The 19,884-nt window shown below is 66.8% G+C and carries 19 protein-coding genes; 13 read left to right on the plus strand and 6 right to left on the minus strand.

The features are described 5' to 3' along the window. The first annotated feature begins 35 nt into the window (after positions 1-35). On the plus strand, positions 36-737 hold the full coding sequence (locus NUW81_RS00065; RefSeq protein ID WP_245113843.1) for a PilZ domain-containing protein: 702 nt from the start codon (positions 36-38) through the stop codon (positions 735-737). Between the two features lie 72 nt (positions 738-809). Further along, positions 810-1,355, plus strand: a complete 546-nt coding sequence (gene msrA / locus NUW81_RS00070; RefSeq protein ID WP_245113844.1) for a peptide-methionine (S)-S-oxide reductase MsrA — start codon at positions 810-812, stop codon at positions 1,353-1,355. Here the strand turns inward: msrA and NUW81_RS00075 are convergent. Beyond that, entirely contained in the window at positions 1,352-2,275 is a 924-nt protein-coding gene (locus tag NUW81_RS00075; RefSeq protein ID WP_245113845.1) for an L-threonylcarbamoyladenylate synthase, read from the minus strand. The genes msrA and NUW81_RS00075 overlap by 4 nt on opposite strands. A gap of 44 nt (positions 2,276-2,319) precedes the next feature. On the opposite strand from NUW81_RS00075, the gene NUW81_RS00080 reads away from it, so the two are divergent. Further along, a complete protein-coding gene (locus NUW81_RS00080) occupies positions 2,320-3,993 on the plus strand; it encodes an acyl-CoA dehydrogenase family protein (protein ID WP_245113846.1) in 1,674 nt (557 codons plus the stop codon). A 10-nt stretch (positions 3,994-4,003) separates the two neighbouring features. On the opposite strand, the gene NUW81_RS00085 is transcribed toward NUW81_RS00080, so the two are convergent. Next, positions 4,004-4,354 carry a GntR family transcriptional regulator gene (locus tag NUW81_RS00085; protein WP_245113847.1) on the minus strand — a complete coding sequence of 117 codons (351 nt, stop codon included), beginning with the start codon at positions 4,352-4,354 and terminating at the stop codon, positions 4,004-4,006. A 57-nt stretch (positions 4,355-4,411) separates the two neighbouring features. Continuing rightward, positions 4,412-4,978 (minus strand): nitroreductase family protein, encoded by a 567-nt coding sequence (locus NUW81_RS00090; RefSeq protein ID WP_245113848.1) that lies wholly within the window; start codon positions 4,976-4,978, stop codon positions 4,412-4,414. A gap of 143 nt (positions 4,979-5,121) precedes the next feature. On the opposite strand from NUW81_RS00090, the gene NUW81_RS00095 reads away from it, so the two are divergent. The 4 genes from NUW81_RS00095 to NUW81_RS00110 all read left to right on the plus strand — a co-directional run bounded on the left by NUW81_RS00095 (position 5,122) and on the right by NUW81_RS00110 (position 10,242). Beyond that, positions 5,122-6,774 carry a peptide MFS transporter gene (locus NUW81_RS00095; RefSeq protein ID WP_245113943.1) on the plus strand — a complete coding sequence of 551 codons (1,653 nt, stop codon included), beginning with the start codon at positions 5,122-5,124 and terminating at the stop codon, positions 6,772-6,774. 107 nt (positions 6,775-6,881) lie between these two features. After that, complete coding sequence (locus NUW81_RS00100) at positions 6,882-8,273, plus strand: amidohydrolase (protein ID WP_245113849.1); 1,392 nt, start codon at positions 6,882-6,884, stop codon at positions 8,271-8,273. Further along, on the plus strand, positions 8,270-9,574 hold the full coding sequence (locus tag NUW81_RS00105; RefSeq protein WP_245113851.1) for an amidohydrolase family protein: 1,305 nt from the start codon (positions 8,270-8,272) through the stop codon (positions 9,572-9,574). Before NUW81_RS00100 ends, NUW81_RS00105 begins: the two co-directional genes overlap by 4 nt. Next, on the plus strand, positions 9,571-10,242 hold the full coding sequence (locus tag NUW81_RS00110) for an NnrU family protein (RefSeq protein ID WP_245113853.1): 672 nt from the start codon (positions 9,571-9,573) through the stop codon (positions 10,240-10,242). The genes NUW81_RS00105 and NUW81_RS00110 overlap by 4 nt, the downstream gene beginning before the upstream one ends. Here NUW81_RS00110 and NUW81_RS00115 read toward each other — a convergent pair. Then, positions 10,184-11,620, minus strand: coding sequence for an alanine/glycine:cation symporter family protein (locus NUW81_RS00115; protein ID WP_245113855.1), 1,437 nt, complete (start codon positions 11,618-11,620; stop codon positions 10,184-10,186). The two genes, NUW81_RS00110 and NUW81_RS00115, sit on opposite strands and share 59 nt — an antisense overlap. A 102-nt stretch (positions 11,621-11,722) precedes the next feature. On the opposite strand from NUW81_RS00115, the gene glmM reads away from it, so the two are divergent. The 6 genes from glmM to folP all read left to right on the plus strand — a co-directional run bounded on the left by glmM (position 11,723) and on the right by folP (position 17,606). Next, positions 11,723-13,060, plus strand: a complete 1,338-nt coding sequence (glmM, locus tag NUW81_RS00120; protein WP_245113856.1) for a phosphoglucosamine mutase — start codon at positions 11,723-11,725, stop codon at positions 13,058-13,060. Further along, positions 13,057-14,271 carry a bifunctional hydroxymethylpyrimidine kinase/phosphomethylpyrimidine kinase gene (gene thiD / locus NUW81_RS00125; protein ID WP_245113857.1) on the plus strand — a complete coding sequence of 405 codons (1,215 nt, stop codon included), beginning with the start codon at positions 13,057-13,059 and terminating at the stop codon, positions 14,269-14,271. Before glmM ends, thiD begins: the two co-directional genes overlap by 4 nt. Further along, complete coding sequence (locus NUW81_RS00130; protein WP_245113858.1) at positions 14,268-14,588, plus strand: hypothetical protein; 321 nt, start codon at positions 14,268-14,270, stop codon at positions 14,586-14,588. Before thiD ends, NUW81_RS00130 begins: the two co-directional genes overlap by 4 nt. Positions 14,589-14,591: 3 nt before the next feature. Continuing rightward, positions 14,592-15,176, plus strand: coding sequence for a ribonuclease HII (gene rnhB / locus NUW81_RS00135; protein ID WP_260508511.1), 585 nt, complete (start codon positions 14,592-14,594; stop codon positions 15,174-15,176). A 195-nt stretch (positions 15,177-15,371) separates the two neighbouring features. After that, the gene (locus NUW81_RS00140; RefSeq protein WP_280639005.1) at positions 15,372-16,520 is read left to right on the plus strand and encodes a site-specific DNA-methyltransferase; all 1,149 of its coding nucleotides are present in this window, start codon (positions 15,372-15,374) and stop codon (positions 16,518-16,520) included. Between the two features lie 3 nt (positions 16,521-16,523). Continuing rightward, positions 16,524-17,606, plus strand: coding sequence for a dihydropteroate synthase (folP, locus tag NUW81_RS00145; RefSeq protein ID WP_245113860.1), 1,083 nt, complete (start codon positions 16,524-16,526; stop codon positions 17,604-17,606). On the opposite strand, the gene NUW81_RS00150 is transcribed toward folP, so the two are convergent. Continuing rightward, the gene (locus tag NUW81_RS00150; protein ID WP_245113863.1) at positions 17,603-18,298 is read right to left on the minus strand and encodes an SDR family NAD(P)-dependent oxidoreductase; all 696 of its coding nucleotides are present in this window, start codon (positions 18,296-18,298) and stop codon (positions 17,603-17,605) included. The two genes, folP and NUW81_RS00150, sit on opposite strands and share 4 nt — an antisense overlap. 20 nt (positions 18,299-18,318) lie before the next feature. Beyond that, positions 18,319-19,755, minus strand: a complete 1,437-nt coding sequence (locus NUW81_RS00155) for a sigma-54-dependent transcriptional regulator (protein ID WP_245113866.1) — start codon at positions 19,753-19,755, stop codon at positions 18,319-18,321. Positions 19,756-19,884 lie beyond the last annotated feature (129 nt).

The following is a 19,884-nucleotide window of genomic DNA, read 5'->3' on the forward strand; positions in this document are numbered from 1 at the left end:
ATCGGGTTAGGACTTCAGCCCCAAGGGAGACGTTTATGTTGGGCTCGTTCATCCGTCGGCGCCAGAACCGGCCGTTCGGCCAGGATCACCTGGCGTTTGAATCGACGATTTTCTCGCTTTCCACCGAGGTTCCGCGCCCGGTCGAGCGCCGCGTCGACGAGCGGGTGATGCCGATGTTGCGTGTCGCCAAGCTGATCGACGATAGCGGCAAGGAACAGCTCATCCGCGTCCGCAACCTGTCGGCGGGCGGGCTCATGGCCGAGACCACGCACAATCACGAGATCAACGATGTCGTGATGCTCGAGCTCAATTCGCAGCAGATCCCCGCCAAGGTGGTGTGGATCCGCGAAGGGACGGCGGGCTTCAAGTTCGAGGCCAATATCGACCTTGGCGAGATGCTTGCCGGCCGCAAGCCGCGCCACGGTTTCCGCCCGCGTCCCCCGCGTCTCCAGGTGAACTGCAAGGCCAATGTCCGCGTCGGCAAGCTCTATTACACCGTCGACGTCCACGACATCTCGCTCGGGGGCATGAAGGTCGAGCCGATCGAGGAATATTGCCTCGGCCAGAAAGTGGTCGTCGTGGTCGAGAGCCTGCGTCCCATCAAGGGCGAGATCCGCTGGTATTCGGATCGCCGCGCGGGGATCGTCTTCGACCGCCCGCTCGAGTTCGAGGAATTGGCCGAATGGATGGCCAAGCGGCTCGAACTGGCCAGCCTCAAGGCGAGCTTCGACAAATAAGGGCTTAAGGCCCCCTTTTCGAACTGCGCGCACTTCCTATCTCGCTCCCTGAGACAGGAATGACGAGGCTTTATGGCTGAACAACAGGCAATCTTCGCAGGTGGCTGCTTCTGGTGCACCGAGGCGGTCTATCTCGACGTCATCGGCGTGAGCGCGGTGGAAAGCGGCTATATCGGCGGCGAGGTGGTGGGCCCGACCTACAAGGAGGTGTGCGGCGGCAACACCGGCCATGCCGAAGCGGTGCGCCTGACCTTCGATCCGGGGGTCATCAGCTATGACGACCTTCTCGACATCTTTTTTGCCACCCATGATCCGACCCAGCTCAACCGGCAGGGCAACGATATCGGCACGCAATATCGCAGCGCGATCTTCCCCCTGGACGACGCGCAATCCGAGGCCGCCAAGGCCGCGATCGCACGCGCCAACGAGAAAGAGGGCGGCAAGGTCGTCACCACCATCGAGGGGCCCGCGACCTGGTATCCGGCCGAGGACTATCACCAGGACTATTTTGCGCGGGAGGGTGGCTCCAACCCCTATTGCATGGCGGTGATCGACCCCAAGCTGCGCAAGTTCCGCAAGAGCTTCCAGGACAAGTTGAAAGACGGCGTCGAGGCCTAGCGCGGCGCGGCGGCCCGCTTGAGGCGATCACGAATCGCGGCGGGAAGGCCCTCGCCCGGGATGGGCGCGACGGCGATTCCTGCCGCTTCGGATGCATCGGCCTCGTGCAGGAGCGAGAAGAGGCGCGCGGCGGCGGTGACGGGATCATCGCCGAGATGGAGGTCGCCTTCGATCTCGCCATAGCCGATGAGCAATTCGTTTTTGCCGGCCTCGGTCGCGTCGAGGCGGAGCCGTTTTTGCGGGGCGTAGTGGCTGAGAAGCTGGCCCGGCGCTTCGATCTTGTCTCCCTTGGCCTCGGCGGCTTCGGGGACGTGGATCGGACCGCGGCGCAGGAGTCGCAGGCCGTCGCCGGTGGCGGCGATGATGGTGCTCTCGATGCCCTGTTCGCACGGACCGCCGTCAAGGATCAGGCGGATGCGGCCGGCAAGGCTGGCAGCGACATGCGCGGCCTGCGTCGGGCTGATGCGCCCCGAGGCGTTGGCGCTGGGGGCGGCGAGCGGCTTGCCATAGCGGTGGAGAAGCGCGCGCATCACCGGATGGGCGGGGACGCGAATGGCGATCGTGGGCAGGCCCGCGGTCACGACATCGGCAATGCCCGCCTCCTCGCGGCGTGGCAGGACGAGGGTGAGGGGGCCCGGCCAGTACATTTCCGCCAGCTCACGCGCCTCGTCGTTGAAGACAGCGAGCTTCTCTGCGGCCTCGAGGTCGAAGACGTGGGTGATGAGCGGGTTGAAGTCGGGGCGGCCCTTGGCCTTGTAGATGCGCGCGACGGCGAGCGCGTCGGTCGCATCGGCGGCAAGGCCATAGACGGTCTCCGTCGGCACGGCGACAGGCGCGCCCTGCGCCAGGATGGTGCAGGCACGGTCGATCCCCGCGGCATTGGCGGGAATGATTTCTGTCGGTAGTGACGGCGCAACCATTGCCGCGCTATGCAGCGCCAGAGTTTCAGTGACAAGGAATAGAAATGCCCTTTTCGATCCCCGTTTCGGACCAGGCGCGCGTGCTGCGCGACGTCGTCGACCTCCCCGGCCTCGCCAAGCACGAGCGGTTCGAGGCGGCGGACAGCGAGCTGGTCGAGGCGGTGCTCGAGGGCGCGGCGCAGTTCGCCATGGGCGAGTTCCTGCCGCTGCACCGGACCGGTGACGAGGAAGGCGCGAAGCTCGTCGATGGCAAGGTCGTCCTGCCCGATGGCTTCAAGCCCGCCTATGACGCGTTCGTCGAAGGCGGCTGGATGACGCTGTCGGCGCCCGAGGATTGGGGCGGGCAGGCGCTGCCGCTGTCGCTCTCGGCCGCGCTGATGGAGAATTTGAACGCCACCAATATCGCCTTCGCGCTGTGCCCGATGCTGTCGATGGGCGCGATCGAAGCGCTCGAGGCCTATGGCTCGGACGAATTGAAGGAGCGCTATCTCGAGAAGATCGTGTCGGGGGAATGGTCGGCGACCATGAACCTCACCGAGCCGCAGGCGGGCTCCGACGTCGGCGCGCTGACGTCCAAGGCAGTCCCGGTGGGCGATGGCAGCTACAAGATTTCGGGCCAGAAGATCTACATCACCTATGGCGATCACGAGCTGGCCGACAATATCATCCACCTCGTGCTGGCGCGCACCCCCGATGCGCCCGCCGGCACGCGCGGCATCTCGCTCTTCCTCGTGCCCAAGTTCCTGCCCGACGGCAGCATGAACGACGTCAAATGCACCAAGCTCGAGGAAAAGCTCGGCATCCACGCCTCGCCCACCTGCGTCATGCAATATGGCGATGAAGGCGGCGCGACGGGCTGGCTGATCGGCGAGGAGTTCGGCGGCATGCGCGCCATGTTCGTCATGATGAACAATGCGCGCATCAACGTCGGCCTGCAGGGCGTCGGCATCGCCGAGGCGGCCACGCAGAAAGCGGTCGACTATGCGATGGAGCGCAAGCAGGGCGCGCGCGCCGGTGCCAACAGCCCGATCGCCGAGCATCCCGACGTGCGCCGCATGCTGATGCGGATGCGCTCGCTGACCATGGCGAGCCGCGCGCTCACTTATTATGCCTTCGGCTGCCTCGACTGGGGCGCGGCGGGCGAGGAAGCGATGAAGCTTCGCGGCGACGTGCTCACCCCGATGGCCAAGGCATGGGCGACCGATGTCGGCTGCGAAGTGGCGAGCCTCGGCGTGCAGGTCCATGGCGGCATGGGTTATGTCGAGGAAACGGGCGCGGCCCAGTATCTGCGCGATGCGCGGATCGCGCCGATCTACGAGGGCACCAATGGCATCCAGGCCGCCGATCTCGTCGGGCGTAAGCTGGGGCTCGACGGCGGGCTCGCCTTCGACGGGCTGATTGCCGACATCCGCGCCGAGGCGATGGACGAGCGGCTACAGGCGCTGGCCGATGCGGTCGATCAGGCGGCGGTGATGCTGCGCTCGGCACAGGCCGACAACAAGATGGCGGGCAGCTACCCCTTCCTCACCATGTGCTCGGTGCTGGTCGGCGGCTGGCTCCTCGAGAAGATGGCGCAGCAGGTCGACAGCGACGCGCGCACCAAGGCGGCGAGCGCCTTCTTCAACGCGACCATCGTGCCCGAGGCCTTCGGGCTCGGTGCATCGGCGGGTGTGGGGGCGGAGCTGCTTTACGCCGTCGACGCCGAAGCGCTCGGCTAGGCCCTAGGCGTCAGGCCTTGGCGAGGAGGTCGTCCGCGTCGAGGCCGAGGCGCTCGATGCGGGCGGCAATCTCGGGCCATTCGTCCTTGAGGAAGCGCGCACGCTCGTTCGCCATGAGCTTGTCGCGCGCGCCCTTGGCGACGAACATGCCGACACCGCGCTTCACCGTGACGAGACCATCGTCCTGGAAGCCCTGATAGGCCTTGGCGACGGTCAGCGGGTTGGCCCCCATCTCGGCGGCGAGTGCGCGCACCGAGGGAAGCGCGTCGCCGTCGCGATATCGGCCCGCGAGGATGGCATTGCCGATCTCTTCGCGGATGCGGACGTAAACGGGCTTTGCGGGGGTCTTGGCTAGCGTCATGCTGGTTTAATACAGCGCAGCGCAGAAAGTTGCAACCGCCCTCGCCGTGGCGGGGCGTCAGAACTGGGTGACGATCTCGCCGAGGTCGGGCCGATCGCGCTCCTCCAGCGGCTGGGCAGGGGTGCCGATATAGAAGAAGCCCGCGATGTCCTCGCTCGGCCCGCACAGCGCGGAGACGACCTCGGGCATGCTTGCCTGCGCGCCGGTGATCCAGCCGCCGACAAAGCCGTGGGCATGGGCGGCGTGGAGAAGGTTCATGCCGACCGCGCCGACGGTGAGCCGCTGTTCCCATTCGGGGATCTTGTGCGGGCGCACGGGGCTGGCGATCAGCGCCACGAGCGTCGGTGCCCAATAGGCCTTGTCGCGGAACTTGGCGATCTTGGCGGCATGGCAGTCCACATCGGCGCGGCAGCCCGCCTCCATGAGGTCGGCGAAGCGGGCGCGGTCCTCGATCAGGACGAAGCGCCACGGGACGAGCTTGGCATGGTCGGGCGTGCGGCTCGCCCAGGTCAGGATGCGTGCCAGTTGCGCGCTGTCGGGGCCAGGGGTGACAAGATCGCGGGGGCGGGCCGAGCGGCGGCTCTTGAGATAGGCCGGAAGGCTCGATCGATCATTCAGTTCCATGCCATCCGTGTCCTTTGCGCCACAGCTTTCGTCAACCGCCCTCTTCACAGGCGACAATTCTCAGTTAGTGTGCGCCCTCTTTACAGTTTTGCGGCGCCCGGGGGAGGGCGTCCGTCCTCCATCAGGGAGAAACATTCGTGGAAATGCTTGGATTGGCGTTCGACAGCGCCTTCGAGATGTGGGCCTTCTGGGCCGCCGTACTCGCCTTGGGGGCCTTCCTCCTCGGCGGTCTCTTCATCGTCACCCGTCCGCAGCCGGAAGTCATCGGGCACCCCAAGGGGCTGTTCCTGCTCTTCCTCGCGGAAATGTGGGAACGCTTCTCCTATTACGGGATGCGCGCCCTCCTGATCTTCTATCTGGTGCAGCACTGGCTGTTCACCGATAGCGAAGCTTCGGTCATCTACGGCGCCTATACCGCGCTCGTTTATATCGCGCCGGTCGTCGGCGGCTATCTGGCCGACCGTTACCTCGGCCAGCGCAAGGCGGTGCTGTTCGGTGCCATCCTCCTGACCTTCGGCCACTTCTTCATGGCCTTCGAAGGCACGGGCGGACAGGACGATCCGACCATCAACATTTTCTGGCTCGCTCTTGCGCTTATCATCGTCGGCTCGGGCTTCCTCAAGGCGAACATCTCGGTGCTCGTCGGCCAGCTCTATCCGCGCACGGACGAACGTCGCGACGGTGCCTACACGATCTTCTACATGGGGATTAACGTGGGTGCGGCGACGGCGTCGATCATCTGCGGCTTCCTCGGCCAGACCTATGGTTGGGAATATGGCTTCGGTCTTGCCGGTATCGGCATGCTCGTCGGCACGATCTTCTTCGTCCTCGGCAAGCCGCTGCTGCTCGGCCAGGGCGAACCGAAGAATCCCGAAGCGCTCAAGGGCGGCAAGGAACTGGGTATCTACGGCGCCGGTCTCGCGATGGTCGCACTGTGCTGGCTCGCGATCCAGTACCAGGATCTCGTCGGCTGGGTGCTCGCCATCTTCGGCCTCGGCCTCGTCAGCTACGTGCTCTACATCGCGGTGGCGCGCCTCGAGCGTGACGAGCGTGACCGCATCTTCGCGGCGATGTTCCTCATCTTCGTGTCGATCGTCTTCTGGGCGCTGTTCGAACAGGCGGGCAGCTCGCTCAACCTGTTCACCGACCGTCATGTCGATACGCAGGGCGTGAACGCCTCGATGTTCCAGTCGATCAACGCGATCTACATCGTGATGCTCGCCCCGATCTTCGCCATGATCTGGCAGGGTCTGGCGCGTCGCGGCAAGGAACCCTCGACCCCGCTGAAGTTCGGCATGGCCGTCGTCCAGGTCGGTCTCGGCTTCCTCGTCCTCGTCTGGGGCGCGAGCTCGGTCGGGATCGATGTGCCGACGCCGGTCATCTTCATCTTCCTCATCTACCTCCTGCACACCACCGGTGAGCTCTGCCTGTCGCCTGTCGGCCTGTCGGCGATGAACCGCCTGAGCCCTGCGCACATGGCGAGCCTCGTCATGGGCACCTGGTTCTTCGCTTCGGCGACCGGCAACTTCGCTGCCGGCCTCATCGCCGCGGCGACCGGTGCCGAAGGCCTCGACGAGGCTGCGGGCAAGCAGAACGTGCTCGACGTCTACCAGACGGTCGGCCTCTATGCGGTCGGCATCGGTGTGGTGGTCATGGTCATCAGCCCCTTCGTGAAGAAGCTGATGCACCTCGACACGCTCAAGGATGACGATGCCGCGCTCGAGGGCGAGGCAGCGGCCGGTGTCGAACCGCAGGAAGCGGGGACGCACCCGACGACCAAGCCGCAGCACGGCTGATCGTCGATCATCTTCGATGACAGGGAAGGGCGGGCCTTAGGTCCGCCCTTTCTTTTTCATGACGCGTCCGTATCAAGGAGGGGAAGCCACTTAAGGGGACCCCTTCCATGCGATCCATCTTCCTGTGCGGGACCATGTTGGCGCTGGGCGCCTGCGCGACCGCGGGCGCCAGCGATACGGCTGAAGCGCCGACCCTGTTCGACAAGAACCCCTATGCCTCGACCTACGAGGCCTATCCGGGCGCGCCCACCATCATCACCAACGTGACCGTGCTCGACGGGGTCGGCGGGCGCATCGACAATGGCGCGGTCTGGTTCGCCGACGGCATCATCCGCGGCGTCGGCACCGAGGCCGAGATGCGCGCCGCGAGCGGTGACGCGCTGGTCGTCGACGGCACCGGCATGACCGTGACCCCCGGCATCATCGACGTGCACAGCCACCTCGGCAATTATCCCAGCCCCGGCGTGTCGAGCCATTCGGACGGCAACGAGGCGGTCTCGCCCAACACCGCCTATGTCTGGACCGAGCATAGCGTCTGGCCGCAGGACCCGGGCTTCAGCCGCGCGCTCGCCAATGGCGGCGTCACCAGCTTGCAGGTGTTGCCGGGCAGCGCCAATTTGTTCGGCGGGCGTTCGGTCACCCTCAAGAATGTGCCGGGTCGCAACGTCATGGAAATGAAGTTCCCGGGCGCGCCCTACGGCCTCAAGATGGCCTGCGGCGAGAACCCCAAGCGCGTCTATGGCGACAAGGGCGGGCCGGGCACGCGCATGGGCAATATCGCCAACACGCGCGCGGGCTGGATCGAGGCGCAGGCCTATGACAAGGCGTGGGACGACTATGAGGCGGGCGAGGGCGACCGGCCCGACCGCGACCTCGCGCTCGACACGCTGCGCGGCGTATTGGACGGCGACATCCGCATCCACAACCACTGCTACCGCGCCGACGAGATGTCGATCATGCTGACCATGGCCGAGGAGTTCGGCTACGAGGTCGCCAGTTTCCAGCATGCGGTCGAGAGCTACAAGATCGCCGACCTGCTGCGCCGCTCGGGCACCTGCTCGGCGATGTGGGCGGACTGGTACGGCTTCAAGATGGAAGCCTATGACGCGATCCCGCAGAATGTCGCCTATGTCCACAATGCGGGCGCCTGTGCGATCGTCCATTCGGACGATGCCGACGGCATCCAGCGCCTGAACCAGGAAGCCGCCAAGGCGTTGGCCGCGGGCAAGCGCATGGGGATCGAGATTTCGGAGGCCGAGGCGTGGCAGTGGCTCAGCGCCAATCCGGCCAAGAGCCTCGGCATCTTCGAGCAGACCGGCAGCCTCGAGCCCGGCAAGATGGCCGATGTCGTGCTGTGGAACGGCAATCCCTTCAGCGTCTACACCCGCCCCGCCAAGGTGTGGGTCGACGGTGCATTGCTCTACGACGCCAACGACCCGTCGCGCCGTCCGGTGAGCGATTTCGAACTGGGCCAGCCCGGCATGGGAGATGTGAAATGAACCGCCGCCTCCTGACCGCGCTCGCCGCCAGCCTTCTCGCCTCGACCGCCGCCAATGCGCAGCCCGTCGCCATCACCGGCGGCACGGTCGCGCTGGGTGACGGCTCGGCGCCGATCGAGAATGGCGTCGTCATCGTCGACAATGGCCGCATCATTGCCGCCGGGTCTGCCGGCAGCGTCGGCGTGCCTGCCGGTGCGACCATGCTCGATGCCTCGGGTAAGTGGGTGTCGCCGGGCCTTGTCGCCCCGTTCAGCCGCATCGGGCTGGCCGAAGTCGACCTGTCGGCGGACGGTTCGGACGACAGCGGGATCGGCGACAGCGTGCACTCGGCCGCGATCGACGTGACGTGGAGCGTCAATCCCGCCGCCAGCCCGATCGCGGTGGCGCGCGCCGACGGGGTGACGCGGGCCGTCGTCGCGCCGAGCCCGGGCAGCCACATCTTCTCGGGGCAGGGTGCGGTCATCGACACCGCCACCGACTATGATCCGGTCACCAAGGCGCGCGCCTTCCAGCTCGTCTATCTCGGCGAGAGCGGCGCCTATCTGGCGGGCGGCTCGCGCTCGGGCAGCGTGGTCGAGCTTCGCGACGGGCTGCGCCGCGCGATGGGCGAGGGCGCCTATCGCGACCTGCCCGACGACAGCCTGCTGACGGGAGCCGACATCGAGGCGCTCAAACCCGTGGTCGAGGGGCGCATGCCGATGATGGTGGTCGCCAACCGCGCCGTCGACATCGTCAACCTCCTCCGCCTCAAGTCCGAGTTCCGCAATCTCGACCTCATCCTGCTCGGTGCCGCCGAGGGGCATCTCGTCGCCGACCGCATCGCGGCGGCCGGCGTGCCGGTGATCGTCGAGCCGACGCAGAACCGTCCCGGCAGCTTCGAGAGCCTTGCCTCGACGCAGAGCAATGCGGGGCGGATGGTCGCGGCAGGTGTCGATGTCTCGGCCGCGCAGATCAACGACTTCGTCAATCGCGCCGCGCAGAACGGTCGCCAGATGGCGGGCAATCTCGTCGCGCTCACGAAGCTGCCCGGCCACCAGGGCGTGAGCTGGGGGCAGGCCTTCGCGATGGTCACCTCCAAGCCCGCCGCGATGATCGGCATGGACGGCGAGATCGGCGTGCTCGCCCCGGGCGCGCGCGCCGATGTCGTGCTCTGGTCGGGCGACCCGCTCGAGCTGACCAGCCATGCCGAACGCGTGTGGATCGACGGGGTCGAGCAGAGCCTCGAGAACCGCCAGACCGCGCTGGCGCGGCGTTATCGCAGCCTCCAGCGTGAGAGCCTGCCCAAGGCCTATCGCCGGTGACCGGAGAGGTGGCGCTCGCGCTATGGGCGGCGGCCTTTCCCGCCACGCATTTGCTCCTGAGCCACCCCTTTCGCGCGCCGCTGGTGCGGCGGCTCGGGCGCGGCGGCTTCATGGCGCTCTATTCGGCCATCGCGCTGCTTTGCCTGTGGGGCATGAGCGAGGCGTACAAGTCCTTGTCAGGGGCGCCGCACCTGTTCGACCCCTTGCCCTTCTGGTGGCCGGTGTCGCTGGTGACCTGGTTCGCGATGGTGCTGTTCGCCGGCTCGCTGCGCGGCAATCCGGCGTTGCCCCAGCCCGGCGCCGAGAAACTTGCCGCGCGGCCGGTCAGCGGCGTCTATGCGATCACGCGCCATCCGATGATGTGGGGGTTCGCGCTGTGGGGCGTCAGCCACATGCTGATCAATCCGACGCTGCCGAGCTGGATGGTGTCGACCTCGATCATCTTCACCGCGCTTCTCGGCGCGGCGGGGCAGGATGTGAAGAAGCGCAAGCTCATGGGCGAGGCTTGGGCGGACTGGCAGGCGCGGACGAGTTACCTGCCGTTCGGCAAGGGCTTTGCGTTACCGGACGCTTTCGCGCTCATTGGCGGGTCGATCATCTTCCTGCTCGTCACCTGGGCTCATGGTTGGCTGGGTGCCTATCCGACGGGGCTGTGGCGCCTCCTTTGACGACGCGCGCCCAGTAGTCGTCGACCATCGCCTTCAGCTCGGGCCAGAACCAGTAGAGCGCGATGATATTGGGCACTGCCATCAGGAAGAAGGCGCTGTCGACGAAATCGATCACCGCATCGACCGACAGGATCGCCGCCACCGGCATCGAGCCGAGGTAGAAGAGACGGAAGATCCAAACCTTGTGCGGCCCCTCGCCGAACAGGAAGCCCCATGCCTGGAGGCCGTAGAAGCCCCAGGCGCAGAGCGTGGAATAGGCAAAGAGGAAGACCGCGAGGGTGAGCAGCCACGGCATCGCCGGCCCGATCTGGGCGAAGGCGGCGGCGGTGATGGCGATGCCCTCGGCGCCGGGGTCGTTCCACGTGCCGGCGACCACCAGCGCGAGCGCGCCGAGCGAACAGATGACGACCGTGTCGATGAAGGGTTCGAGCAGCGCGACCATGCCCTCGGCGACGGGCTCGTCGGTACGGCTCTGGCTGTGCGCGATGACCGCCGAGCCGATGCCCGCCTCGGTCGAGAAGACCGCGCGGCGCATGCCGATGATGAAGGCGCCAAGCGCGCCGCCCGCCGCCGCCTCGCCGGTGAAGGCGTCGGAGACGATGAGGCCGAGTGCGCCCGGGATCTCGCGCCAGCCGACGATCAGGATCGCCAGCACGCCGCACAAATAGACCACCCCCATGGCGGGGACGATGGCGGCGGTGACGCGCCCGAGCCGGCGCGCGCCGCCGAAGATCACCACGCCGACCAGAACCGCCATGCCGAGCCCGTAGAGGGTGGCATTGGTCTGCGTGTCGGCCACGCCGAACGCCTCGGCGGTGAGCTGGTAGCTCTGGTTGATCTGCAGCATCGGCAGCCCGCCGAAGATGGCGAAGAAGGCCCAGAGGCCGCCTAGCGCAAGCCCGAGCTTGGGCAGGCCGCGCGCGGCGAGCCCGTTCTTGAGCGTGTACATCGGCCCGCCATTGACCTCGCCGTCGCGGCCGATCTCGCGATATCGGAGGCCCAGCGTGACTTCGGCGAACTTGAGGCTCATCGCGAACCAGCCGATGACGAACATCCAGAAGGCCGCGCCGGGGCCGCCGGTGGCGATGGCGATGGCGACGCCCGCGATATTGCCGAGCCCGACCGTGCCCGACAGCGCGGTGGCGAGCGCCTGGAAGGGGGTGAGCGCGCCGTCATGCTTTTCGTCGGTGAACCTGCCGCGCAGGACCGAGATGGCGTGTCCGAAGCCGCGGATGTTGATGAAACCGAACAGGACGGTCGTCAGCACCATCGGGATGGCGAGCCACATGACGATGATGCCGACCGGCTGGCCGAGGATGGTGACCTCGTAGAAGACGAGGCTCGAGATCGCGTCGATGGCGCGGGCGAGGGCTTCCATGGACGCTCCTTTTCGCAGTGCTCGGGCCCGAGCCTAGGGGACGGGCATCAAAAGGCAATCACCTCTCGCAACTTGGAGGCCGAGTGGCTATGGCGCTCGCCCATGAACAGACAGTATTTCGGCACCGACGGGATTCGCGGGCGTACCAACGCGGAACCCATGACGGCTCGCATGGCGCTCAAGGTTGGGCAGGCCGCGGGCGCCCACTTCCAGCGCGGCGACCACCGCCACCGCGTCGTGATCGGCAAGGACACTCGCCTGTCGGGCTATATGGTGGAAAGCGCGCTCGTCGCGGGCTTCACCTCGGTCGGCATGGACGTCGTCCTGCTCGGCCCGCTGCCGACGCCGGCGGTCGCCATGCTGACCCATTCGATGCGCGCCGACATGGGCGTCATGATCTCGGCCAGCCACAATCCCTTCGAGGACAATGGCATCAAGCTGTTCGGCCCCGACGGCTACAAGCTGTCGGACGAGGACGAGCTGGCGATTGAGGCGCTGATCACCGACGAACCCGGGCTGGTCGATGCCGGCCATATCGGCCGCGCCAAGCGGATCGACGATGCGCTCGGCCGCTATGTCCATTTCGCCAAGTCGACTTTCCCCAAGCGCCGCAGCCTCGACGGGCTCAAGGTCGTGCTCGATTGCGCCAACGGGGCCGCCTACAAGGCCGCGCCGCTGGCGCTGTGGGAGCTCGGCGCCGAGATCGTGCCGTTGGGCGTCAAGCCCGACGGCACCAACATCAACAAGGATTGCGGCTCGACCGCGCCCTCGCTGATGCAGGAAACCGTGGTCGCATCGGGCGCCGATATCGGGCTCGCGCTCGACGGCGATGCCGACCGACTGATCGTCTGTGACGAGAAGGGCAAGATCATCGACGGCGACCAGCTGATGGCCTGCATCGCGCTGCACAAGAAGGAGCGCGGCGAACTGAAGGGCAATGCGCTGGTCGCGACCGTCATGTCCAACCTCGGGCTCGAGCGGCACATGAGCGCCAACGGACTCGAACTGCTGCGCACCAAGGTCGGCGACCGCTATGTCCTCGAGACGATGCGGGAGCGCGGCTGCAATGTCGGCGGCGAGCAGTCGGGGCATATCATCCTGACCGATCACGCCACCACCGGCGACGGCCTCGTCGCGGGGCTGCAGGTGCTCGCCGCGATGGTCGCGGCCGACAAGCCTGCCTCCGAGATGCTTAACCAGTTCGACACCATTCCGCAGTACCTGAAAAATGTGCGCTACGCGGGCGGCAACCCGCTCGCCGATGCGCGCGTGAAGCAGGCGATCGAAGAGGCCGAGGCCGCGCTTGCCTCGGACGGCCGGATGGTGATCCGCAAGTCGGGCACCGAACCGCTCGTCCGGGTCATGGCCGAGGGGGAAGATGCCGCGAAGGTCGAACAGTGGGTCGACCATGTTTGCGCGGCGGTGAAAGAGGTTACATGAACCAGAGGGCGACACCGGTTATCCTGACGATTGCGGGATCGGATAGCGGCGGCGGGGCAGGGATCCAGGCCGACGTGCGCACCATCACGATGCTCGGCGCGCATCCGGCGACCGCGATCACCGCGATCACCGCGCAGAACACGATGGGCGTCCACGCCATCCACCCGGTGCCCGCCGAAACCGTGCTCGACCAGATCGACGCGGTGCTCGCCGATTTCCCCGTCAGCGCGATCAAGGTCGGCATGACCGGCAGCGCCTTCACCACCCGCGCCATCGCCCAGCGGCTGCGCGAGCTCGACGGCAAGATCCCGATCATCGTCGATCCGGTGATCGTCGCCACCGCAGGCGACCGCCTCGCCGATGAGGCGACGGTCGAGGCATTGGGCGAACTGTTCGAGATCGCCACCCTGTCGACGCCGAACATGCCCGAAGTGGTGACGCTGACGGGCGAGGAAGACCCCATCGCCGGTGCGCTCCAGCTGGTCGGCAGGCACGGCTCGCCCGTGCTGCTGACGGGCGGGCACGAAGAGGGCGAGGCGCTCGCCGACGCGCTCATCGAGGATGACAATATCACCAGCTGGCAGGGCACGCGCATCGAGACCCGCCACGACCATGGCACCGGCTGCACGCTGTCGGCCGCCATCGCCGCCTTTGTCGGCGGGGGTGTCGGCCTCAACGAGGCGATCGACCGCGCGCGCATGTTCGTGCGCATGGGCCTGCACGAGGCGCCGGGCCTCGGCGAGGGGCATGGCCCGCTCGGCATTTCGCGCATTCGCATGGATGTGGGCGCCACCGGCCGCGACGTCGCGCCGCGCCTCAACCAGCTCACCGTCACCGGCACCGACTATGACAAGATGGTCGACTTCTACCGGCGCATCGGCCTTCGCCAGATCGTCGACAGCCCCGACAACCAGTACGCCCGCTTCGAAACGGGCGGGGGCGCGACCTTCTCGGTGCAGTGCGATCCCGACGCGCCGGTCGCGGAGAATTTCGCGGTCTATTTCGAATGCGACGACCTCGACACCCGTGTCGAGCGGCTCGCGCGCGAAGGGCTGCCCTTCGAGCATGGCCCGCGCGCCCAGCCTTGGATGTGGCGCGAGGCGCGGCTGCGCGATCCCGCCGGCAACACGGTGTTCCTCTACAAGGCGGGCGAGAACCGCCGCTATCCGCCGTGGCGGATGGGCGAGGACCAGGAGGAAATGCCCTCGTGATCGCCACCTTTTTCGAGTGGAAGATCAAGGCAGGGATGGAAGAGCAGTTTCGCGATGGCTGGGCGGCGATCACGAAGATGCTGCATCCTGCCGGTAGTTACGGCTCGTCGCTCTTCACCAACGACAAGGGGCACTATTGCGCCTTTGCGTTGTGGCCGGACCGCGAGACCCGCGACAAGGCCTTCGCGCCCTATCTCGAAGCGCCGACCGAGCATCATGCGAAGATGCGCGCTGCGGTCGAGGACACCTTTCATCGCATGGACCTTGATTGCGTCGAGGAAATGTGGCGCCTTCCGGAGCATGTGGCGCGGGGCTGATCAGTGATTGTCGGGGTGGATGAAGCCGGTCGGGGGCCGCTTGCGGGACCCGTGGTGGCGGCTGCCGTGCACCTGTGCGGCACGCCTATTCGCGGTCTTGATGACAGCAAGAAGCTCAAGGCCGAAAAGCGCGCCGTGTTGGCCGAGCGCATCCGTACCCGCTGCAAGGTGGGTGTCGGCATCGCCTCGGTCGAGGAAATCGACGAATATAATATCCTCAACGCCACCATGCTGGCGATGGCCCGCGCGGTGGAGGAGTGTTGCGCCGCACTCGGCTGCGATCCGGCCGAGATCCTCATCGACGGCAATCTCACCCCCGAAGGGCGGCGTGCCGAGTGGCGCTGGGCCGGCGCGCGCGCGATCATCGGCGGCGATGCCCGCGAGAAATGCATCGCCGCGGCCTCGATCATCGCCAAGGAAACGCGCGATGCGATGATGGCCGATTACGAGATCGTGCATCCAGGCTACGGCTTCGGCCGGCACAAGGGATATGGCACCGCGGCGCATCTGGCGGCGCTCCGGAAAAAGGGCCCGAGCCCGCTGCATCGCCGCAGTTTCGCGCCGGTCGCACAGCTCTGCCTCATTTAATCGGCGGTTGAGTCTTTAGAGTCACACCACAAGGGGTTGAGTCCCCGCGATTCCGCCGGACTCAATATCTTGTGGTTAAGGCGCTCATGAGTCCGTTTGACCGCCCCATGCGTTAAAAGCCTGATTCTCCGCCGAATCTTGACCGCGAATCATGGTTGATTCAGGGGTCGAGGTCCGTTGTGAAAAGGACCGGGCATGAACGAACTGACCCCCATCGAGGCCTTCTGCGATCCCGAACTGGCGCAGGTGAAGCGCAAGCGGGCGCCGAAGAAGGTGCTGCCGCTCGACCAGATCGTCGAGGGCGACTGCATCGCCGCGATGGCGCGCATGCCCGACAAGTCGGTCGACCTCATCTTCGCCGACCCGCCCTATAACCTGCAGCTTGGCGGCAACCTCATCCGTCCCGAAGGCGGCAAGGTCGATGCCTGCGATGATGAATGGGACCGGTTCGAAAGTTTCCAGGCCTATGACGATTTCACCCGCGACTGGCTCGCGGAGGCGCGCCGCATCCTCAAGGACGACGGCTCGATCTGGGTGATCGGCAGCTATCACAACATCTTCCGCTGCGGCGCGATCCTGCAGGACATGGGCTACTGGATCCTCAACGACATCATCTGGCGCAAGACCAACCCCATGCCCAATTTCCGCGGCACGCGCTTCACCAATGCCCATGAAACGCTGTTGTGGTGCGCCAAGTCCGAAAAGTCGAAATACAAGTTCAACTATCGCGCGATGAAGGCCCTCAACGAGGACCTGCAGATGCGCTCCGACTGGTCGATCCCGATCTGCTCGGGGGGCGAGCGGCTAAAGGACGATGCGGGCGACAAGGTCCATCCGACGCAGAAACCCGAGGCGCTGCTCTATCGCGTGCTCCTCGCCTGCACCAAGCCGGGCGATGTCGTGCTCGATCCCTTCTTCGGCACCGGCACGACCGGCGCGGTGGCCAAACGCCTCAACCGCCGCTGGATCGGGCTCGAGCGCGAGCGCGACTATATCGAGGCCGCGACGAAGCGGATCGAGGGCGAAATGCCCTTGGATGAGAGCCAGATGACGATGATCGCCGAGAAGCGCTCGGCCCCGCGCGTAGCCTTCGGCCAGCTGGTCGAAAATGGCATGATCGAGCCGGGCACCATCCTGCAGGACGCCAAGGGGCGCTGGCAGGCCAAGGTCGGCCTCGACGGCAGCCTGACCTGCGGCGAGATCTCCGGCTCCATCCACCAGGTCGGCAAGACGGTGCAGGGCGCGCCCTCGTGCAACGGCTGGACCTTCTGGAAGATCGAGGTGGACGGCGAATGGCGGGACATCGATCTCTTGCGCCAGCGCCATATCGCCACCCTCGGCTAGGCCATGACGCGCACCATCCTCCGTCCCACCGGTTTCGTCGATGCGCCCTTCGGCCATGACGGCAAGGTCGCGCGGCTCGCGGGCGGCATGCTGTGGTTCGCCAGCGTCGAACTGCTGGAGCTCGACGATGCCAATCGCCTGACGGGTAGTGAACTGGTGCCGGTCGAGGGGGTGGAAGATCGTTTCGACGAGGACATGGCGGCGCAATGGGCGGCGATCACGCGGCCCCGTGCGGCGCTGCAGCTCGGGCAGCGGACGATCCCGCTCGACCAGCCGCGCGTGATGGGCATCCTCAACGTCACGCCCGACAGTTTTTCGGACGGCGGCGAGCATGACACGGTCGATGCCGCCTGCTTTGCCGGTGCCGACATGGCGACCGCGGGGGCGGCGATCCTCGACGTGGGCGGCGAGAGCACGCGTCCGGGCGCGCGTACCGTTTGGGAAGGCGATGAGGTCGAACGCGTCGCGCCCGTCATCGAGCGGCTCGTGAAGGGCGGCAATGCGGTGTCGGTCGACACGCGCAAGGCGGGGGTGATGGAACGCGCGCTCCAGCTCGGCGCGCATATGATCAACGATGTCTCGGCGCTGGGCTGGGACGAGCGTTCGGCCGAAGTGGCGGCGGCGTCGGATGTGCCCGTCGTGCTGATGCACGCGCAGGGCGACCCGCAGGTGATGCAGGACAATCCGTCCTACGACGATCCGCTGGTCGACATCTGGCTCTGGCTTGAGGATCGCATCCAATGGGCGGAGCAGCGCGGGATCGAACGCTCGCGCATCATCCTCGATCCGGGCATCGGCTTTGGCAAGACGGTGCAGCACAATCTTGCGCTGATGAATGGCCTCGCGGCTTTCCACGGCCTCGGTTGCCCGCTGCTGCTGGGCGCGAGCCGCAAGCGCATGATCGGTGCATTGTCGGGCGAGGCACCGGCGGACCAGCGGCTTGGGGGGAGCCTCACGCTCGCGCTCAAGGCCGCCGATCAAGGTGCGCAGATCATCCGCGTCCATGACGTACCCGAGACGGTGCAGGCGCTGAAGGTCTGGCGCGGCCTCAAGGACGAGGCGCTGACCCCGAAGCTGCCGCTCTAGAGGACCGCGCCGCCGTCGCTGGTGAGCACGCTGCCGGTGATGGTGGCGGCATCGTCCGACAGGAGGAAGGCGACCTGCTTTGCGATCTCCTCGGGGCGGGCATAACGGCCGAGCGGGACCATCGCGCCCATGGCGGCGATCTGTTCGTCGCGGTCCTTTTCCCGATCGAGCATCGGGTTCCAGATCGGTGTATCGACCCCGCCCGGCGCGATGGCGTTGACGCGAATGCGGCGCTTTGCCGCCTCGACCGCGGCGATCTTCGTGAGATGGACGAGCGCGGCCTTCGAGGTGCCATAGGCGGCGGTGTGGGCATAGGCCTTGAGCGCGCTGGCCGAGCTCATGGTGACGATGCTGCCGCCCTCGTTCATCGCCGCCAGCGCGGCCTTCAGCGTCAGGAAGGCGCCATCGAGATTGACCGCCATCGTGCGGCGCCATTCCTCGAAGGAGAGATGGGCGATGGGAGCGGCGGTGCCGACACCGGCGTTCACGATCGCGCCATCGAGCGCGCCGAGGTCGGCGGCCTCCCAGAAGGCGGGATCGGCGACATCGCCCTGCAGTATGACGTGATCGCCCAAGGGCGGCACGATCGGCTCGAGGTCGGTGAGGACAAGCCGCGCGCCCTTGGCGGCAAGATGCGCGGCGCAGGCCTTGCCGATCCCGGAGGCGGCGCCGGTGATGAGGATGCGGGTCATGGCCTCAAGGGCTAGGGCGCTCAGGCGGCGGTGTCGATCCCGAGGTCGCCAAGTTTTCGATAGAGCGTCGAGCGACCGATGCCGAGACGGCGCGCCACCTCGGTCATGCGCCCGCGATAATGGCCGATGGCGAGGCGGATGAGATCGGCCTCGATGTCGGACAAGGTGCGAATATGGCCGTCGTCATCGAAGATGGTGACGGGACCGGCGCCCGCGAGTGCCTGGTCGCTGCTCGCCTTCGACAACTCGGTGCGCGCGTCCGACTTGCGACCGGTGAAGCGCGACTGGATGGCGATATGCGGGAAATCGTCGGCGGTCAGGCTGTTGCCCTCGCAGGCGACCGCGGCGCGGAACAGGACGCTGCCGAGCTGGCGCAAATTGCCGGGCCAGCCGTAGCGCATCAGCACCGCGAGCGCGTCATTGCCGATCGACAACGGGCGCATGCCCGGCTGCTCGGCGATGCGGGCGAGGAAATGACGGGCGAGGGCGGGGATGTCGCTCGACCGTTCGCGCAGCGGCGGCAGGATGACGACCGTATTTTCCACGCGGTCCTTGAGGCGCGTGTCGAAGTCGGCGGGCAGAGGACGGTTCGAGGTGGCGATCAGGCGCACGTCGACGCTGGACGAGCCGTTGCAGCCGACGGGGCGCACCTCGCCGGTGGCCAGCGTGCGGTCGAGCGCATTCTGCGTCTCGGCGGGCAGGCGGGCGATATTCTTGACGAGGAGCGTGCCTTCATTGGCCTCGCACAGGCGCCCGGTCTTTTCGGAAAAGGCACCGGGGAAGGCTCCCGCGACATGGCCGAACAACTCGCTGTCGATCGACTTTTCGCTGACCAGCTTGGCGTCGAGCGGGACGAGCGGGCCGCGGGCGCGCAGGCTCGCCTGGTGGATGGCGCGGGCAAAGCTCTCCTTGCCGGTGCCGGGTTCGCCGACGATGAGGACGGGGAGGCGGTTGCGCGCGGCCTTGGCGGCAACCGCGAGCGCCGACCGGAACTGCGGCGCGGCGCCGACCAGTTGCTCGAGGCTCAGCTCGACGTCGAGTTTTTCGGACAAAGGCGCGAGTTCGCCGCCGGGGCGCCGGCGGTCGGCATGGGTGTTGAGCGCTTCGAGCAGGCGCTCGGGCGCGACGGGCTTGGACAGATAGTCGGAGGCACCCGCGCGCATGGCGTCGACCGCCAGTTCGACCGAGCCTTCGTCGGCCAGTACGATGACGGGCAGGTCAGGCCGCTCCTCGCGCAGCGCCTCGAGGAGGCGCGGGCCGGTGGCGCTGTCCCAGCTCGACAGGATCGCGGCACGCACCTCGCGGCCGTGCGGGCCCTGCAGGAGCCCAGTCGCGGTCTCGAGGTCGGCGGCACCGACCACCATCCAGTCCGCACGCTGGGCAACCGTCGAGACGAGCCGACGTTCATCGGCATTCGAATCGACCAGAAGCAGCGATCGCACCGTCGGTTCGCGCATGGACATTCCTCCCGTTGGACCCCCAGTCCTAGCGGGAGACGATGAAATAGGGGTTAAGAGCTTGGCAAGGGGCTTGTCGGCGGCCGCGCGGCGCGCTTAGAAGGCGGGGAAGAATTTATTCCGCACCTG

The organism is Sphingomicrobium aestuariivivum (assembly GCF_024721585.1).
Lineage (GTDB): Bacteria > Pseudomonadota > Alphaproteobacteria > Sphingomonadales > Sphingomonadaceae > Sphingomicrobium > Sphingomicrobium aestuariivivum.

What these genes read in the sequence shown, in the direction of transcription:
- NUW81_RS00105 (WP_245113851.1), top strand. Translation starts at nt 8,270, where the DNA reads ATGAACCGCCGCCTCCTGACCGCGCTCGCCGCCAGCCTTCTCGCCTCG.
- NUW81_RS00080 (WP_245113846.1), top strand. Translation starts at nt 2,320, where the DNA reads ATGCCCTTTTCGATCCCCGTTTCGGACCAGGCGCGCGTGCTGCGCGAC.
- folP (WP_245113860.1), top strand. Translation starts at nt 16,524, where the DNA reads ATGACGCGCACCATCCTCCGTCCCACCGGTTTCGTCGATGCGCCCTTC.
- glmM (WP_245113856.1), top strand. Translation starts at nt 11,723, where the DNA reads ATGAACAGACAGTATTTCGGCACCGACGGGATTCGCGGGCGTACCAAC.
- NUW81_RS00075 (WP_245113845.1), bottom strand. Translation starts at nt 2,275, where the DNA reads ATGGTTGCGCCGTCACTACCGACAGAAATCATTCCCGCCAATGCCGCG.
- NUW81_RS00155 (WP_245113866.1), bottom strand. Translation starts at nt 19,755, where the DNA reads ATGCGCGAACCGACGGTGCGATCGCTGCTTCTGGTCGATTCGAATGCC.
- NUW81_RS00085 (WP_245113847.1), bottom strand. Translation starts at nt 4,354, where the DNA reads ATGACGCTAGCCAAGACCCCCGCAAAGCCCGTTTACGTCCGCATCCGC.
- NUW81_RS00100 (WP_245113849.1), top strand. Translation starts at nt 6,882, where the DNA reads ATGCGATCCATCTTCCTGTGCGGGACCATGTTGGCGCTGGGCGCCTGC.
- NUW81_RS00095 (WP_245113943.1), top strand. Translation starts at nt 5,122, where the DNA reads ATGCTTGGATTGGCGTTCGACAGCGCCTTCGAGATGTGGGCCTTCTGG.
- NUW81_RS00150 (WP_245113863.1), bottom strand. Translation starts at nt 18,298, where the DNA reads ATGACCCGCATCCTCATCACCGGCGCCGCCTCCGGGATCGGCAAGGCC.
- NUW81_RS00090 (WP_245113848.1), bottom strand. Translation starts at nt 4,978, where the DNA reads ATGGAACTGAATGATCGATCGAGCCTTCCGGCCTATCTCAAGAGCCGC.
- NUW81_RS00140 (WP_280639005.1), top strand. Translation starts at nt 15,372, where the DNA reads ATGAACGAACTGACCCCCATCGAGGCCTTCTGCGATCCCGAACTGGCG.
- msrA (WP_245113844.1), top strand. Translation starts at nt 810, where the DNA reads ATGGCTGAACAACAGGCAATCTTCGCAGGTGGCTGCTTCTGGTGCACC.
- NUW81_RS00065 (WP_245113843.1), top strand. Translation starts at nt 36, where the DNA reads ATGTTGGGCTCGTTCATCCGTCGGCGCCAGAACCGGCCGTTCGGCCAG.
- NUW81_RS00115 (WP_245113855.1), bottom strand. Translation starts at nt 11,620, where the DNA reads ATGGAAGCCCTCGCCCGCGCCATCGACGCGATCTCGAGCCTCGTCTTC.
- thiD (WP_245113857.1), top strand. Translation starts at nt 13,057, where the DNA reads ATGAACCAGAGGGCGACACCGGTTATCCTGACGATTGCGGGATCGGAT.